Below are 16399 nucleotides of genomic sequence, written 5' to 3'. Positions count from 1 at the left end.
GAATGCCAGTATTCAAAAATATTGACCAAACACAAAACTATCGATGGATTGATGCACGATTCGATTTGAAGGATCCGAGTTGGGGAGAAAAAGCCTATCTCAAAGAACATATTGAAGGAGCTGTCTACTGGGACCTTGAAAAAGACCTATCAGATATGGAAGCGGCAGGCGGGCGGCATCCGATGCCTTCTAAAGAAAAATTAAGCGGGTTGATTGAAAAAAGCGGGCTTGATCCGAAAGACGAGATCATGATCTACGACCAAGGCGGAGCTCCCTATGCAGCACGTGCTTGGTGGCTATTGAAATACGCTGGATTTGAAAATGCCTATATCAGCCAAAAAGGATTCGAATCGCTGAAAAAAGAAGGGTTGGAAACGAGCGCAATGGTTCCTGAACATGCCGCTGCTAAAGTAGTGCTTTCTTTTGATGAATCGATTTATGCCGACCAAACTTACGTTAAGCAAATTATCGATGGAGAAGAGCTTGGGATCTTATTAGATGCCCGGTCTGCTGAACGCTATGCAGGGATTTCTGAACCGATTGATCCGGTTGCTGGCAGAATTCCCGGCGCCCGCAACTTCGACTGGGAGCAGTTGATTGACCACCGGGGTGAATTCACGGAAGAAGTGGATTTCTCGGGTATACTCCAGAAAAGCGAACCCGCAGTGGTTTATTGCGGAAGCGGCGTAACTGCTGCCGCGTTGTATGCCATGCTAGCCCATAAAGGGTACCAGTCACTCCGCTTATATGCAGGAAGTTTCTCTGACTGGATAACGGATGAAAAGAATGTCGTTGAAATTGATGCGAATGATCAATCCGCTGAAATGGGCGATGCAGCAAAAGCTGTCTTAGCAAAATTGATCGAAGAAGGCTATAGCGGCGAAATGCTCATGAAGAAATTTGAATACGAAAAATCCTTGCTTGAGAAAAAATGATAGGAAAACCCCCGCTCAATTTGAGCGGGGTTTTCCAGTTTTATTCGCTGATTTCTTTAGCCAGCGAAATGTCTTTTTTCGGTTGTTTGCGCGTCAGCTGAACCATGATGATCTGGTGGTTTTCCATTTCCCGCACAGTAATGACATGGGTCGGCAGATGCACAGTGCCGCCTTCAGTGATGTCTGTGTTTTTGAGCTGGACCCAACCGCCTATCGTATCTACGTCTTCGCTGTCATCAAAAACGATGGCGAAACGGTCTTCCAAATCTGAAAGGAGGACACGTCCGTTCACAAGGTAATTGAGCGGATCGAGTGCTTTGATTTCGTCCCGTTCGTCATCATCAAATTCATCGCGGATTTCCCCAACGATTTCTTCCAGAATGTCTTCCATTGTAATGACGCCGGAAGTGCCGCCGTATTCATCAATGACAATGGCCATATGGACTTGCTGCCTTTGCATCGTTAAAAGTACGTCCTGGATAGGCGCTAACTCCAATACGAAAGGGATGTCATGGACAATAATACTTTTTTTCAAACTTCCATTTACCGTGAAATTCGTTAACAGTTCTTTAATATTTACAAACCCGATAATGTCATCCTTATCGCCATTTTCAGTTACAGGATAAGCGGGTATATTGATGGTCTCTGACGATTTCCATCAACTCATTTTCATCCATCTCCAAAGAGATCGTTTCCATCTGTGTGCGTGGAAGCATGACGTCTTTAGCAACGCGTTCGTCGAATGAAAAGATGTTTTGCATATATGAAAGTTCGGTCTTGTTGATTTCACCGCTTTGGTAGCTTTCGTTCATAATGATCTTTAACTCTTCTTCCGAATGGGCTTGTTCATGTCCGGCAGGTTCGACTCCGAACATGCGCAGCAATAGGCGTGCAGAACCATTCATGAGCCAGATGAACGGGTTTAAAATCTTTCCGAAAATAACCAATGGCTTTGAAAAGAATAAGGCCATTGCTTCAGCATACTGGATCGCCAAGGTTTTTGGAGCCAGTTCTCCAAGGACTACATGAAGAAATGTCACGACTGCAAATGCAATCCCGAAGGAAAGGATGGAAGCTGTCGGATCCACGATGCCGAAATTTTCAAAAACGGGATGCAGGATTCGTTCGACCGTCGGTTCCCCGAGCCACCCAAGCCCTAAGGCTGTCATGGTAATGCCGAGTTGGCATGCCGATAAATAATAATCCAGGTTATCCACGATTTTTCTGGTGCGTATTGCGTTTTTATTGCCTTCTAAAATCAGTTGGTCAATGCGGGAAGTTCTCACTTTAATGATCGAAAACTCCGAGCCAACAAATAATGCGGTCAAAGCAATTAATAAAGCCACTAAAAACAAATTTAAGATAAGTATACTGTCCAATTCGTCCCTCCGGTTTGGAGGGTTCACCTCTGCTTTCTAAAATGTCCATTAATTATACCATAACTGAAAGCCACTTTCTTTAGGGAACTTCTCGCAAAAAATTTTGAGTATTCCGATTGAATAGAGTTGTCACCCGACAGAAATGGAATTATGATTAACAATGAGAAAAGGAGTGACTTTATGAAAACCTTATGGCGTGGCGGTAAAATCTATACGATGGCGAGCGAAGGAGAAACCGTAGAAGCAGTGTTGGTTTCTAATGGCAAAATTGAAAAGATCGGTACATATGAAGAATTAAAAGAGTCGGCAGATAAAGAAATGGATTTGGAAGGGAAGGTCATGTACCCGGGTTTTGTGGATAGCCATATGCACATGATCGGCCACGGCGAGAAATTGCTGCGGGTGGACCTTTCTAAAATTGAATCATCAGAAGAAATGAGAGAGCAGTTGATCCGTTCAACGAAAGACTTGGCTCCTGAAAACTGGTTTATCGGAGAAGGATGGAATGAAAACAATTTCCCCGACCGGAAAATTTTCCATCGACTTGAACTCGACGAAATTTCCGAGTCGCCTATGATGCTGAAGCGCGTATGCCGGCATGCCGTCTTAGCGAATTCGAGTGCGCTGAAATTGGCGGGCATCACAAAAGACACACCAGACCCGGAAGGCGGAGTCATCGTCCGGGACAATGACGGGGAGCCGACCGGCTATTTGCTGGATGCAGCACAAGACTTGGTGGCCAATCAGATTCCGGAAGTCAGCGTTGAGTATTTGACGCATGCACTTCAAACTTCTGTAGAAAACTTACTGTCGCTCGGTTTGACTGGCGCCCACACAGAAGACATGGGGTATTACGGCCATGATTACACGAAACCGCTCCAGGCATTTAAAAATGTAATCGGCGGTAAAATAAAATTCCGTGCGAACTTGCTACGTGCGCATAGCCAATTTGAAGCGATGATGGAAAATGCCAACTACGCAGAACCCTTCATCGATCCCGGTGCTATGAAGATCTTTGCAGACGGTTCCATCGGCGGAAAAACGGCGCTATTAAGCAAACCGTATAATGATGATCCATCTACGAGCGGGGTTGCCATCCATTCGGATGACGAATTGCACCGCTTGGTGGCGATGGCGCGGAAGCACGGCGAAGCTATAGCAATCCATGTAATCGGCGACTTGGCCATGGAAAAAGCGCTGGATGCAATTGAAGCCCATCCGGTAGCTGAAGGGAAGCGCGACCGATTGATCCATGCGATGATTCTCCGTGAAGATTTAGTGGAACGCATGGAAAAATTAGCTGTCATCCTAGACTTGCAGCCAAGTTTCGTCAGTTCGGATTTCCCGTGGGTCATTGAACGATTGGGAGAAGAACGGATTAAATGGTCCTATGCGTGGAAGAGCTTAGTGGATCGCGGCCTTATCTGTGCAGGAGGTTCGGATGCCCCAATCGAAGAGGTGGACCCGCTGCAAGGCATTTATGCGGCCGTGGCACGAAGAAAGCCGTATGAAACACATGATGGCTATATGCCGAAGGAGAAATTGAGCCGATTTGAAGCCATTCAGCTATACACCAGCGGAAGCGCTGCGGCAATTTGCAAAGAGCATGAACGCGGTGTGATTGCTGAAAACTTCGATGCGGATTTCTCGGTATTTGACCGTGATTTGTTTGAGGGTGAACTTGAACAGATCACCGAAGCCGAAGTGGAACTGACGATCGTAGCAGGAGAGATTATGTATCAAAAAGAGAGAAGTGAATAGAAGTGAAAGCTGTACCAGAAGAAATTTTAGCGGAATTGGCGCTTGCAGAACAAGCAGGCATCGATATGAGAAGCCCGAAAGCGGTAGTTACCCATATGCTCGGCAAAGGCGAAAAAGAATCGATTTTGTATTTCTATAAGCCTGGAACGATTGAATTTGATTTTGATAAATATGATTTTGCCGTCAAAGAAATGCGGAAGCGCAATTCATAAGTCCATATGAACATCCGTAAAAAAATCCCCCGCTGCATAATTATGCAGCGGGGGATTTGGTGCTTTAAGATTATTTGCCGCCGAGCATGTTGAACAATCCGCCAGCGATACTTCCTTCTCCTTGCGATTTGCCTGCAGGATTTTGCGGCGCCGCAGCAAACACGCGGCTAGCTAAACGGCTAAATGGCATCGACTGGACCCAGACGCTGCCGGGACCGCGTAAAGTAGCGAAGAACAATCCTTCACCGCCGAACAAGGCAGTTTTTACGCCGGAAACCATTTCGATATTGTAATCGACATCAGGGGTCATCGCGACTAAACATCCGGTATCGACGCGAAGAACTTCTCCTTTTTGAAGATTCTTTCGGTGGAGAGTGCCTCCTGCATGGACAAAAGCCATTCCATCGCCTTCAAGCTTTTGCATAATAAACCCTTCACCGCCAAAAAAACCGGTCCCAAGTTTCCGCTGAAATTCAACACCAATGGAAACGCCTTTAGCCGCTGCTAAAAAGGCATCTTTCTGGCAGATGATTTTGCCGCCGAGCATGCTGAGATCCATCGGAATGATTTTTCCAGGATAGGGCGAAGCGAAAGAAACATGGCGCTTGCCGATTCCTTGGTTTGTAAAAGTCGTCATAAATAGGCTTTCACCAGTAATGATCCTTTTTCCGGCACCCATCAATTTCCCCATGATGCCAGAGCCGCCGCTATTCGATCCGTCACCGAAAATGGTTTCCATGACGATGCCATCTTCCATCATCATCAAAGCACCGGCTTCTGCAATGACTGTTTCGTTCGGATCCAATTCCACTTCCACAAACTGCATATCGTCCCCGTAAAGTTTAAAATCGATTTCATGATTATTCATCTGTTTTCCTCCTTGAAAGACTGTTATATAATGAATACGTGAAAAAAATTTAAAAGTTTCAAAAATAATAAATTAATTTACGGATAATATTATTGTTATGTAAACTTATAATTGAGATTGGAGGAATTGAAAATCGAAGCTAAACAGTGGATTGAATTTTTACAAATGGAAAAGCATCCGGAAGGCGGCTATTACAAATCTTCTTTCACGTCAATAAACCAGATGGAATTTGCTGCGCATGACGGTGAAAGACCGCTGTACACGAGCATTTATTTTTTGTTGAGATCCGAGGACCTTTCTCATTTCCATCGATTGAAGTCGGATGAACTTTGGTATTTTCATGCGGGCAGTGCATTGACTGTGCACATGATCGACGAAGAAGGGGAGTATCGGCAAGAGCGATTGGGGATTGGAATCGCGGACGGGGGAAAACCGCAAGTGCTAGTCAAAAAAGGCAGTATTTTCGGCTCGACAGTGGACAGTGAAAATTCATTTTCCCTTGTAGGGTGCATGGTAGCACCTGGTTTCGATTTTAAGGACTTCGAACTCTTTACCCAACAGCAATTGATGCAGGATTATCCGCAGCATCAGGAAATCATCGAACGCTTAGCTTACGAAGACATTCCATAAGCGAAAGACTATATCGAATTATTTGAAAATATGCTATTCTAAGGAAAATGAGAGAAAAATGAGGTCGTGTTATGGAAATGGTTTTATCATTATTAATCATCGCAGTAGCCATATTTGCCGGAATTTCCTTGAAGAAATTTTACGATAAGCCGTATATCGTTAATTTTGCTTTATCTGCAATGCTGATCCTGATTGTTTTGCGCACAGTCCTGCAGCAGCCGATTACCAATTTGGGATGGGCAGCAATTGTCATTTGTTCTATCGCATTCGTTTTCCAAGTGGTTTTAGGGATAAAAAACTTGAAAGTGAAAGAACAAGTGCAGGCATAAAAAACGGATCTCTCAATGAGATCCGTTTTTTTATAGGCGATTTAATGCTTCTTCTATGTCGTCATCGCCAGAGATGATTTCAAATGTTTTATTGAAAACATGGAGATTGTCGAGTGAGTGCAAAAGGACTTTTGCGACATCTTCTCTTGGTATCGGCCCGGCGTCAACATATTCGGTCGCTTTGATGCGTCCGGTACCCGGATCATTGGTTAAAAGGCCCGGGCGGATGATGGTATAGGTCAATCCGCTTGCACGCAGGATATTATCTGCATGGTGCTTCGCTACGTAGTAAGGCGCAATGTCATCGCCCCACATTTCTCGCCGGTCAGCATGGATTGCACTGATCATCAGGAAGCGGTCGGTTCCGGTCTGGCTTGCCGCTTCAATGGTTTTTGCAGCGCCGTCAAGATCAATGAGCAAGGTTTTGTCAGCGCCTGTTCCGCCGCCGCTGCCGGCCGTGAAAACGACAGCGTCGCAGCCTTCCATGGCTGAAGCAATCTCCTCCACACTGCCCTCTAAACTCGTCACGACCGTTTCGACATTCAAACTATTAAAATAGCTGATTTGTTCTTCCATGCGAATCATCGCAATCGGCGTATGATCAGGGCTGTCTGCCAACAGTTTGACAAAATGCCTGCCAATCTGGCCGTTTGCCCCTACAATTAATACTTTCATTGCGTTTCCTCCTTTAAAGATCTGCGTTTACTCTTTCCATACCCTCCATGATTTTCTTTAATCTGCTGAACCACAATTCATTTATCGTGAATTTCGTAAAATTTTTCTTTATATCTAAAGTGTCTTTAGTATAATGTAACTAATCTCTTTTTTTTGACAATAAACGATTTCTGGAGGTACTAAATGAACTCGGAAAATGCAAAAAAGAATGTGAAATTCAATGAACATAATGATTCATCAGGCCTGTCCTTTGGCGTAGCACACATGAGCGGTAAACCTTTGGATAAAGAAAAAAGCCCTTTTTGGGACTTTATTACTCAAACTTTCTTATTTATCTTAGGCGGAGTTATCCTTTGCGGAATGCTGTATCTACTCGTATCATTTACATAACGACAAATTTAAAAGGAGATTCGCTATGATTCGATATCCAGCACGGGAAATTAAAGTGATCGGTGTTACTGCCCCTTCGTCAGGAGTAGGGCCGGATGATCATGAAGTTCTTCGATCGGCGATTGAGCGATTAGAGGAACGGAATTTCAAATTGAAAGTCGGAGAGACGGCTTGGACTCAATCAGAAGCCAAGTCTGCAGATGCAGAAAAACGGGCCGAAGAGCTCATGGAAATGCTCAACAATGAATCGCTGGATTTGATCATGCCGCCATGGGGCGGTGAATTGCTGATAGAGGTGCTTGAACATCTGGATTTCGAGGCGCTCCCTGAAAAGTGGGTGATGGGGTATTCGGATATCAGCTTGCTGCTGCTCGCGATTACCTTGAAGACAGGGTTGGCAACTGCACATGGCACCAACCTCATCGATTTGCGCGGTCCGGAATCCGATGACACGACAGCGAAATGGCTCGAGGTGCTTCAAACTAAAAAAGACGGTTCCAACAGCCAAGTTTCATCAGAAAAATTTCAGGAGAAATGGGATCATGAGGATCCATCGCCGGTCGTTTTTCATTTAACTGAACCTACGGCTTGGAAAACGGTGTCTGGAGAAGCGGAACAATTTTCAGGACGGCTTCTAGGGGGCTGTATCGACGTCATTCGCCATATAATCGGCACGCCTTATGGAAATGTTGAGGCTTTTAGGGAAGCGCATATTCCAGGAGAGCCCGTCATATGGTATTTGGAAAACTGTGAAATGAACGTAGCGGATCTAAAGCGTTCTTTGACGCAGATGAAATATGCAGGATGGTTTAACCATATCTCCGGCATCATCTTTGGAAGAAGTTCTGCAAACGAAGCAGTCGGCGGCTATACCATTGAAAAATTATACGAAGACCTGTCAGATGAGCTAGGCGTTCCGATTGCCTACGATATCGATTTAGGACATGTTCCTCCGCAAATTACATTCGTCAATGGAGCTTATGCCGTTATCGATGTTGAAAATGGAAAAGGCAAAGTTACTCAGGAATTCAAGTGAAAAGGACGGAAATGAATGGAAATCCGAATTTTAACAGCAGAAGATGCCGAATTTTACCGTGAACTTCGCATCGAGGCATTGATGCTGGCACCGGATGCATTTGGTGCAACATTAGAAGAAGCGCTGGATAAACCGGTCGAGATAACAGCGGAGCAGCTTTCTTCGCCTTCAGCCACCACTTTCGGCGCTTTTGTCGGGGGCAGGTTATTAGGGAATGTCACGTTAAAGCGCCATACAGCGGCTAAGCTGCAGCATCGTGCAAATGTAGTTGCGGTGTACGTTACGCCTTCTGCAAGAGGCCGGAGGATTGGGAGCCGGTTGATGGACGCGTTGATTGAACACGCGAAAAGCTTAGAAGGCTTAGAACAATTATACTTAGCGGTCGTTACAGATAACGAATCTGCTATTGAACTATACAAACGCAGCGGATTTGAGAAATACGGTACGGAATATCGTTCGATGAAAGTGGAAAGCCGTTATATTGATGAAGACCTCATGGTGAAATTTTTGTAAGGAAATAGAGTGGACTCAACGATGAAAAAATCGATGGGTCCACTCTTTTTATTTTGCAAATTCTGATCATGGAGACAGCTGGTAAAGTTTATCATCACCTTCTGTCGGAGTTCCGCGGCCGTCCGTATTGTTCGTAATGAAATAAAGGGCTTCACCATCTGAAAATACATCGCGTACGCGGCCAAAGCCTTCGATGGAATCAACCAGTTCGTTCGTTTCCAAGTCGAGAATTTTGATAGCTGTGCCCCTTAAAGCGGCAATGTACAATAAGCCATTGTGGGCTGCAATTCCGCTCGGTGCCCAAGTTTCGTCATCGCCGGTCGTAAATAATGGGGTTTCAAGCCCGCTTTCCGTTTCCATTCCTTCAATGAGCGGCCAACCATAATTCTTGCCTTCTTCAATTTGATTGATTTCATCGTTTGCTGACTGGCCATGTTCAGCAGCGAACATATCGCCATCGTGCCAGGCGATGCCTTGGGGATTGCGATGGCCGAGTGTATAAGTTTCAAAAACGCCCGATTCATTAAGCTTTAAGATTTTGCCGTTTACAGCGTCCGGATCCTGTGCTAAATCCGGATCGGATGCGTCGCCGATTGTAGCAAAAAGTGTGCCATCTTCGTCGAATTCAAGCCGGCCGCCGTGGTGGACATTGCCGGTCGGGATGTCTTCGAGTAAAATGGCAGTTTCGCTCCAGGCATCTCCTTCGAGCTTCAACTGAACGATTTTATTGTACGAATCGCCGTCTTGTTCATAAACGTAATAGCCATAGGCTTCCTTGGAATCCTCAAAATCCGGTGACAGGGCAAATCCGAGAAATCCTGCTTCAGCTGCAGATGAAAGCGGATCTGAAAAATCGACTGCCTGTCGAGTTAACGTGCCTTCTTCGTCAATATGAGCGATGGTTCCAGGACGCTCGGAAATGTAAAAGGCCTCTCCCGTTTTATTGATGGACCAAGGGGTTTCAAGATTGGCAGCAATTTCATCAAACGGCACGTCCGCTTCATCTGTATTTGCTGGTGCATCTTGGCAGGCGGCTAGTATAATGAGGGGAAGCATGGAAAAAAGAATTTTTTTCATAACAAAACCTCCTTTTGTCCATCATAAGCGAAAGGGCCGTGCAAAAGGAATTAGAAAGGAGGGAGGCAAGCGCATGTCCTTAATGAAAGACGTTAAAGAAGAAGCGGAAATCCGCAAAAAACGAAATCAGATCCGTATGGCCACTTGGGTGATCGTTGCCATCGTTCTAGTTTTGGTATGGTATTTCACCAAATAAAAAAACCGTCATTGCGACGGTTTTTTTCGGTTCTGCATTATTTCCACAATTACTGCAGCTAAGGTGATGGCAATCAACACGTTAACTAGCGTGACGTTCAAAAATTGATCTCTAAAAATTGTGGCTACAGCCAATACATAGAACAAGCCCTGCGAAATTTTGGCAATTCCCGGCACGGCATTTTTTTGATAGCGGAGCTGTGCAAGCTGGAACATCAAGAATGCCAGCAAAAGCACCAAATAATAGGGCCAGGAAAACTCGCCGATCAAATTATTGATGACGCCAAAAATAAGGAGCGGAACAAAATAAAACAGTAATGAATTCAAGAAAACTCACCTTTTCACTTTTTATTGGAATTCTTTCGCTGCCTGTCGGTAATCGCCTTATAAAGGTTGGCTACAGAAAAAACGAGGGCCAGCGTAACGATGATGATCGAAATGACGGGGTAGGCAGAAACGCCATTCTCCAAGATCTCAAGCACACGTGTGTAAAGAATCCACGGTCCAATCAATAGAATAAAAATATCGAGTGCCGTTCCTAAATTGAATTTCATCTAATTCCTCCAATAGACATGCTGAGTTAAGTTTAGCAGAATTATTTTCACACGTCTTTAGGCAACTCGAAAAGAAAAACCGCTATCACAAGGATAGCGGCAAAAACGAATGATAAGTATTCTATTACTTGTTTGCCCGCAATTCTTTTCTCGCCAAGTCGTCCGCTGCGCGGTTTTGGGAGTCTGGAATCCATTTAATGAAGCAGTATTCGAAAGAACCGGACAATTGAAGTGCTTGTTCGAGCAAAGGCTTGAATTTCGGGTTCTTTATGAACCCCCGTTCAAATGCTTCGACAGTCACTTGTGAATCCGATTTAATGGAGACCATACCGCTCGTCAATTCTTTGGCTAGTTCAAGCCCTTTCACCAACGCGGTAAACTCTGCAGTATGGTTATCCATTTCCCCGATATAGCCGCTCCATTTGATCAAATGCCCTTCACCCCGGATAAAAACACCGACTGCACTGACTTGTGGAGACCCGGCTGTAGCAGCATCGATAAACACCTCAAGCATGAAATCACCTACTTTTCGTCAATGGGAGTAATTGCTTTTGCGATATATCCAAAAGGCGTATCAAGTACAGATACGATGAATTTCAGTATATAAGTGGAAATGAAAATTTGAATCCAGACATCGAACGGAAACACGCCGTAAAAAGCGATGCTTGTGAAAATTAGCGTATCGAGCAGCTGGCTAATTAGCGTAGAGCCGTTATTCCGGATCCAGAACTGGCTGTCTTTCGGAAATACTTTCCGGAGAGCCGTAAAGATCAAGACATCCAAATGTTGGCTTGTAAGATACGCGATCATGCTGGCAATGGCGATTTGAGGAACCAAACCGAAAATCGTCTGAAGCGCTTCATTGGCAATATCGCTTTCATCCGGGATGAATTTGATGCCCAGCTGCATGACGATGACCATGATCAGCAATGATGAAAATCCAAGCCAAACCGCTTTTTTCGCTTCTTTCTTGCCGTATTTTTCATTCAGGATATCGGTTGCAAGAAACGTTGAGGCATATAGGCTATTGCCAAGTGTTGCTGTCAAACCGATGATTTCGATCGTTTTGGTTACTTGGATATTCGCGAGTACCGTTGAAATCGCTACCCAGGCAAACAATCCGGTCTTGCCGAAGAATTTGTACATGATCAGCAGCAAGACAAAGTTGACCACGGCAAAGCCGAGGCCTAAAAACTCGTTAAACAAAATAATTTCCTCCTTAGTTTTGGTAAAGCGGGAGTTTACGAACCGCTAACACATAAAAAATGTCCTTTGCCAGTATAACGATTGTTGCAAAAAAAGACAAATTAGGAGTAAAATAAACGAATGGCATTTTGAAGGGGTGACAGTTTGAACAAGCTTTCAATAATCAATGAGATTGATGAAATGATGGAGACTTATTGCGAAGGATGCTTCGTCCGCAAACAAATACGCAAAGAGCAGGGCAAGACAGCTGCCCACCGTTTTTGCATCAGCCATTGTTCAGTCGGGACACAGCTGCAGTTTTTAGGGAATGAGTTAAATAAGATCGGCACGGAACATAAATCGTAAGTTTATTGGATAAATCACAAAAAAGCCGGGATGCGAACCACTTCGCTCCCGGCTTTTCTATGGCTTTGACAAAGAAAAAAGGCCTTAAACCGGCCTTCCATATTAAACATAGTAATAGTCAACTTTCAATTTCAATTACATTAGCGGCTTGGGGCCCGCGATTCCCATCAATAATTTCAAAGGAGACGGTCTTGCCTTCTTGCAGTGTACGAAAGCCATCGCCTTGAATGCCGGTAAAATGGACGAACACGTCATCGCCGTCATTATATTCGATAAAGCCATAACCCTTTTCCGTATTAAACCATTTCACTGTTCCCTGATGCATGCACGTTCCCCCTATTATTGATATTGTAGCGGTACCATGAAAAAACCGGTTTCGGTTGGATTAAACTATACAGGAAGCGGTATAAATCGTCAATCTTTCGCCAAGTAAGCGGGCAAAGGGACTAGAGAAAAGCTATAATAGAAGAAAAGGGGTCAAACAATCGATGCAAAAGTTAATAGAGCAATGTGAGAAACAAGTTAAAACGATTTATGAAAATTTTGATGCGAGCCATGACTGGCAGCATATTGAACGGGTTCGGCAAAATGCCAGATTGCTGATGGAAAAAGAGCAAGCCGATGCTTTGATCGTTGAAATGGCAGTGCTGCTTCATGATGTATCAGATCCGAAATATAGAAAGCCTGGAGAAGAGCTGGAATCGGAAATTTTGCAGGATCTCGATTTGACAGCTGGCCAAGCGGGAAAAAATAAAGGCCGTGATCGATTCGGTATCCTTCAAAGGAGGGAACGGTGTAGAGGCGGCGTCAATTGAAGCGGAAATCGTCCAGGATGCTGACCGTCTTGATGCAATCGGAGCCGTCGGCATTGCCAGGACCTTTGCGTATGGCGGGGCGAAAGGGCGTAGATTGTATGATTGGGAAGAGCAGCCAAGGCAGAAAATGACCGAAGAAGAGTACCGGTCAAAACCAACGAGCAGCGCCACCCATTTTTACGAGAAGTTATTATTGCTGAAAGACCATATGAATACGGAAACCGGAAAGCATATCGCTGAAGAACGCCATCAGTTTATGATATCCTTTTTAGAGCAACTTAAAAAAGAAACGGATGGGAATCAATGAGCCATTTAATTATCAACAATTTAACAAAAACAGTAGGAGCGAAAACGCTTTTTAAAAACGTAGAGTTTTCTTTGTATCCGGGTGAGCGTGCCGGATTGATCGGCGTCAATGGAACAGGGAAGTCCACGCTAATGTCCATTTTGGCAGGTGAAATGGAAGCTGATTCCTTGTCGATGGACCACCCGAAAAAATACCAGATCACGTATTTGAAGCAAGAGCCGGAATTCGACGAATCGCTGACGGTTTTGGAAACCGTGTTTTCCGGGGATTCGCCGATTCTTGCCTTAAACCGTTCTTATGAACGGGCATTGAAAAACATGATGGTTGATTCCAGTTCGACTGAGCTGCAGGATGAACTGATGAAGATACAGGAAGGCATGGAGCAGGAAAATGCTTGGGACATCAACGCATTGGCTAAAACGGCATTGACGAAGCTCGGCATCGACATGTTCGATGCACCGGTTGGCGAATTGTCGGGCGGCCAGAAAAAACGTGTAGCTTTGGCAAAAGCGTTGATTGAACCGGCTGATTTGATCTTGCTGGATGAGCCGACCAACCATCTTGACGCGATTTCGACCGAGTGGCTGCAGGAAACGCTTCTGCGGATGGGCAGCGCGATGCTGTTTGTTACACACGACCGTTATTTCCTCGATGCTGTTTCTACCCATATTTTCGAACTGGCAGATCAGACGATGTATACCCATAAAGGAAATTACGGGGATTATCTTGAAAACAAAGCCATTCGGGACGAAATGGCTGCAAGCTCCCAGCAAAAGTTGGAAAACCGCTTCCGTTCTGAATTGAAATGGATACGCCGCGGCGCAAAAGCGCGCTCGACGAAACAAAAAGCCCGCATCCAGCGCTTTGAGGAAATCAAAGAAAATGTCCAAAAAGAGAATGACAATACTTCGCTTGAATTATCGATGCAGAGTCAGCGGCTCGGCAAGAAAATCATCGAAGGCGAAAATCTTTCGATGGCATTCGGCGATAAAGTCATTTTCCGGAATTTCGATTTTCTTTTGCAAGGCGGCGACCGCATCGGAATTGTCGGTCCGAATGGAGCCGGCAAATCGACATTATTGAAGATATTGGCAGGAGAGTATGAACCGACAGAGGGCAAAATCGAATACGGAAGCACGGTGAAGATCGCCCACTTCACGCAGCATTTGCCGGAAATGGATGAATCCCAGCGCATGATCGAATACATCCAGGAAATTTCAAGCGACTACGAAGCGGCAAAAGGCGTGCGCTTGTCTGCCACACAGATGTTGGAACGGTTTTTATTCCCTTCCAATGCCCACGGTACACAGATCGGCAAATTGTCCGGCGGTGAGCGAAAACGTTTGTATTTGCTTAAACTATTGATGGAGCAGCCAAACATTCTGCTGCTCGATGAGCCGACGAATGACTTGGATATCCAGACGCTTTCAGTACTCGAAGACTTTCTGGAAAACTTCCCAGGCGTCGTTATTACGATTTCCCACGATAGGTTCTTCCTGGACCGGATCGCCCGGAAACTATGGACAACCGGTACTGGTCAAATTCTCGAATACCAAGGTTTGTATTCCGACTTTATCAAAGAAAAAGCGGAACCGGCAGCCGAGGTTCCGGAATTTGTAGAACCGGTTGAACAAGAGGCGCCTAAAAAACAGCAGCCAAAAAAGAAATTGACGTTCAATGAGCAGCGGGAATACAACGGAATTCTTGACGAAATTGCAGAAATTGAAGCGAAAATCGAAAGCTGCGAAGAAGAAATGGCCACAGCCGGAGCGGATTTTGAAAAATTGAACCGCTTGACGCTGGAAGTGGATGAACTAACTGCGAAATACGACGAAAAGATCGAGCGATGGACTTATCTTCAGGAAATCGCTGAATCCTAATGGAATAAATGCAGGAGGGATACTTTGTGAAGATTATTACAATTGAACCGACACCAAGCCCGAATACGATGAAAGTGATCATCGATCAGGAATTGCCATTCGGCAAAAGCCATAATTACACAAAAGATAATTCAGAAGGCGCACCGGCAGAGATCCAGCAAATCTTGGCCATCGACGGCGTGAAAGGCGTTTATCATGTAGCTGACTTTCTGGCAGTTGAACGTCTTTCCAAATTTGACTGGGAAAACATTTTAGCGGCTGTCCGCAATGTTTTCGGCGGCACGAACAGCACCACGAATGATGAAATCGAAATAGATGAACATTACGGCGAAGTCTATGTCCATGTGCAGCAATTCAAAGGCATTCCGCTGCAGGTGAAAGTTTTTGACAGTGCATCAGAAAAGCGTTTTGCGATGGCGGAACGCTTTGTGACTGCCATGAGTACAGTCATGGATCCAACGGAAGAAAATTACTTATTGCAGCGGAAGTGGGCAGACTACGGCGTCCGCTACGGCGACAAAGAAGAGATCGGCAAGCAAGTGGTAGAAGAATTGGAAGCGGCTTACCCTCAGGAGCGGCTCGAAGCGATCATCGAGAAAGACCGGTCCTCTGAACAAGTGGAGCCGGTTGCCCGCGGCAGAAAAGTGTCTTTGGAGGAATTCGATACACCGGACTGGCAAACGCGCTTCCAATTGCTCGAGCAGATGAACGAAGGGGAGCTCAGCGATTTGCCGCTATTGGAACAAGCTTTGCAAGACGAAAAAATGTCCATTCGCCGGCAAGCGGCGATTTTCCTCGGAGACATCAAGGATAAAGCGGTGGTCCCTTATCTGGAGCTTGCGATGAGAGACAAAAGCTGGGCGGTCCGCAGAACAGCGGAGACACGATCAGCGACCTCGGCTTCGAAGAGTTTGAGCCGATTATGATGGAAATCTTAAAAGATAAAAACAAATTGGTCCGCTGGCGTGCGGCGATGTTCCTTTACGAAACTGGAACGGAAGCGGCATTGCCCGCTTTAAAAGAAGCGGAGAACGACCCGGAATTTGAAGTGAAGCTTCAAATCAAAATGGCGATTGCCCGCATCGAACAAGGCGAAGATGCAAAAGGCTCAGTTTGGAAACAAATGACCGAAGCGCGCCAAGCGATGAAAGAAGAAAAATAAAAATAGGGGCCGGAAGTGCGTCTGCCTAGCAGATTAAGCTTCCGGTTCCTTTTTTTATCAGGATTCGAGGTTTTCAACTCCGGAGTAAGAGGTAAACTGCAAGTAATACTAGAATGGGCAATCAATCATA

The 16399-nt window shown here is 45.2% G+C and carries 19 protein-coding genes and 3 pseudogenes; 13 read left to right on the top strand and 9 right to left on the bottom strand.

The window, feature by feature from the left end; translation table 11 throughout:
* The first annotated feature begins 2 nt into the window (after positions 1–2).
* The gene (locus L0M13_RS10180; RefSeq protein WP_235196392.1) at positions 3–935 is read left to right on the top strand and encodes a sulfurtransferase; all 933 of its coding nucleotides are present in this window, start codon (positions 3–5) and stop codon (positions 933–935) included.
* 40 nt (positions 936–975) lie between these two features.
* Here the strand turns inward: L0M13_RS10180 and L0M13_RS10175 are convergent.
* Positions 976–2314: pseudogene (locus L0M13_RS10175) on the bottom strand (hemolysin family protein).
* 180 nt (positions 2315–2494) lie between these two features.
* On the opposite strand from L0M13_RS10175, the gene L0M13_RS10170 reads away from it, so the two are divergent.
* Both L0M13_RS10170 and L0M13_RS10165 read left to right on the top strand, forming a co-directional pair.
* Positions 2495–4075: an amidohydrolase gene (locus L0M13_RS10170; protein ID WP_235196391.1), complete on the top strand. Its 1581-nt coding sequence runs from the start codon at positions 2495–2497 to the stop codon at positions 4073–4075.
* A 2-nt stretch (positions 4076–4077) separates the two neighbouring features.
* Positions 4078–4287: a hypothetical protein gene (locus tag L0M13_RS10165; RefSeq protein WP_235196390.1), complete on the top strand. Its 210-nt coding sequence runs from the start codon at positions 4078–4080 to the stop codon at positions 4285–4287.
* Positions 4288–4357: 70 nt separating this feature from the next.
* On the opposite strand, the gene L0M13_RS10160 is transcribed toward L0M13_RS10165, so the two are convergent.
* Entirely contained in the window at positions 4358–5155 is a 798-nt protein-coding gene (locus L0M13_RS10160; protein ID WP_235196389.1) for a TIGR00266 family protein, read from the bottom strand.
* Between the two features lie 126 nt (positions 5156–5281).
* Here L0M13_RS10160 and L0M13_RS10155 point away from each other — a divergent pair, with 126 nt between their 5' ends.
* Entirely contained in the window at positions 5282–5785 is a 504-nt protein-coding gene (locus L0M13_RS10155) for a cupin domain-containing protein (protein ID WP_260107283.1), read from the top strand.
* 71 nt (positions 5786–5856) lie between these two features.
* Positions 5857–6114 carry a hypothetical protein gene (locus L0M13_RS10150; protein ID WP_235196388.1) on the top strand — a complete coding sequence of 86 codons (258 nt, stop codon included), beginning with the start codon at positions 5857–5859 and terminating at the stop codon, positions 6112–6114.
* Positions 6115–6144: 30 nt separating this feature from the next.
* Here the strand turns inward: L0M13_RS10150 and L0M13_RS10145 are convergent, their stop codons facing one another.
* Positions 6145–6789, bottom strand: coding sequence for an SDR family oxidoreductase (locus L0M13_RS10145; protein ID WP_235196387.1), 645 nt, complete (start codon positions 6787–6789; stop codon positions 6145–6147).
* A 183-nt stretch (positions 6790–6972) separates the two neighbouring features.
* Between L0M13_RS10145 and L0M13_RS10140 the strand changes: the two genes are divergently transcribed.
* From L0M13_RS10140 to L0M13_RS10130, 3 genes are read left to right on the top strand one after another with little or no spacing between them, the layout of a single operon-like run.
* Positions 6973–7179, top strand: a complete 207-nt coding sequence (locus L0M13_RS10140; RefSeq protein WP_235196386.1) for a hypothetical protein — start codon at positions 6973–6975, stop codon at positions 7177–7179.
* A 25-nt stretch (positions 7180–7204) separates the two neighbouring features.
* Positions 7205–8215, top strand: coding sequence for a S66 family peptidase (locus L0M13_RS10135; RefSeq protein WP_235196385.1), 1011 nt, complete (start codon positions 7205–7207; stop codon positions 8213–8215).
* A gap of 15 nt (positions 8216–8230) precedes the next feature.
* Positions 8231–8728, top strand: coding sequence for a GNAT family N-acetyltransferase (locus L0M13_RS10130; protein WP_235196384.1), 498 nt, complete (start codon positions 8231–8233; stop codon positions 8726–8728).
* Between the two features lie 66 nt (positions 8729–8794).
* Here L0M13_RS10130 and L0M13_RS10125 read toward each other — a convergent pair whose 3' ends face one another.
* Complete coding sequence (locus L0M13_RS10125) at positions 8795–9805, bottom strand: PQQ-dependent sugar dehydrogenase (protein ID WP_235196383.1); 1011 nt, start codon at positions 9803–9805, stop codon at positions 8795–8797.
* Positions 9806–9878: 73 nt separating this feature from the next.
* On the opposite strand from L0M13_RS10125, the gene L0M13_RS18350 reads away from it, so the two are divergent.
* Positions 9879–10001 (top strand): hypothetical protein, encoded by a 123-nt coding sequence (locus L0M13_RS18350; protein WP_260107278.1) that lies wholly within the window; start codon positions 9879–9881, stop codon positions 9999–10001.
* Positions 10002–10009: 8 nt separating this feature from the next.
* Here L0M13_RS18350 and L0M13_RS10120 read toward each other — a convergent pair whose 3' ends face one another.
* The 4 genes from L0M13_RS10120 to L0M13_RS10105 form a co-directional block, all read right to left on the bottom strand.
* A complete protein-coding gene (locus L0M13_RS10120) occupies positions 10010–10327 on the bottom strand; it encodes a hypothetical protein (RefSeq protein ID WP_235196382.1) in 318 nt (105 codons plus the stop codon).
* A gap of 14 nt (positions 10328–10341) precedes the next feature.
* Positions 10342–10554 (bottom strand): hypothetical protein, encoded by a 213-nt coding sequence (locus L0M13_RS10115; RefSeq protein ID WP_235196381.1) that lies wholly within the window; start codon positions 10552–10554, stop codon positions 10342–10344.
* A gap of 124 nt (positions 10555–10678) precedes the next feature.
* The gene (locus L0M13_RS10110) at positions 10679–11068 is read right to left on the bottom strand and encodes a ribonuclease HI family protein (protein WP_235196380.1); all 390 of its coding nucleotides are present in this window, start codon (positions 11066–11068) and stop codon (positions 10679–10681) included.
* Positions 11069–11076: 8 nt separating this feature from the next.
* On the bottom strand, positions 11077–11760 hold the full coding sequence (locus L0M13_RS10105) for a queuosine precursor transporter (RefSeq protein WP_235196379.1): 684 nt from the start codon (positions 11758–11760) through the stop codon (positions 11077–11079).
* 144 nt (positions 11761–11904) lie between these two features.
* Here L0M13_RS10105 and L0M13_RS10100 point away from each other — a divergent pair, with 144 nt between their 5' ends.
* Positions 11905–12105, top strand: a complete 201-nt coding sequence (locus L0M13_RS10100; RefSeq protein ID WP_235196378.1) for a zinc-finger domain-containing protein — start codon at positions 11905–11907, stop codon at positions 12103–12105.
* Between the two features lie 118 nt (positions 12106–12223).
* Here the strand turns inward: L0M13_RS10100 and L0M13_RS10095 are convergent, their stop codons facing one another.
* Positions 12224–12430: a cold shock domain-containing protein gene (locus L0M13_RS10095; protein ID WP_235196377.1), complete on the bottom strand. Its 207-nt coding sequence runs from the start codon at positions 12428–12430 to the stop codon at positions 12224–12226.
* Positions 12431–12593: 163 nt separating this feature from the next.
* Here L0M13_RS10095 and L0M13_RS10090 point away from each other — a divergent pair.
* The 3 genes and pseudogenes from L0M13_RS10090 (at position 12594) to L0M13_RS10080 (ending at position 16269) form a co-directional block, all read left to right on the top strand.
* Positions 12594–13227: pseudogene (locus L0M13_RS10090) on the top strand (HD domain-containing protein).
* Positions 13224–15107, top strand: coding sequence for an ABC-F family ATP-binding cassette domain-containing protein (locus L0M13_RS10085; RefSeq protein WP_235196376.1), 1884 nt, complete (start codon positions 13224–13226; stop codon positions 15105–15107). The pseudogene L0M13_RS10090 and the gene L0M13_RS10085 overlap by 4 nt, the downstream one beginning before the upstream one ends.
* 26 nt (positions 15108–15133) lie before the next feature.
* Positions 15134–16269 (top strand): annotated as a pseudogene (locus L0M13_RS10080) (conserved virulence factor C family protein).
* Positions 16270–16399 lie beyond the last annotated feature (130 nt).

The organism is Planococcus sp. 107-1 (assembly GCF_021513255.1).
GTDB lineage: Bacteria > Bacillota > Bacilli > Bacillales_A > Planococcaceae > Planococcus.
This window is presented reverse-complemented; position numbering and strand designations above follow the sequence as displayed.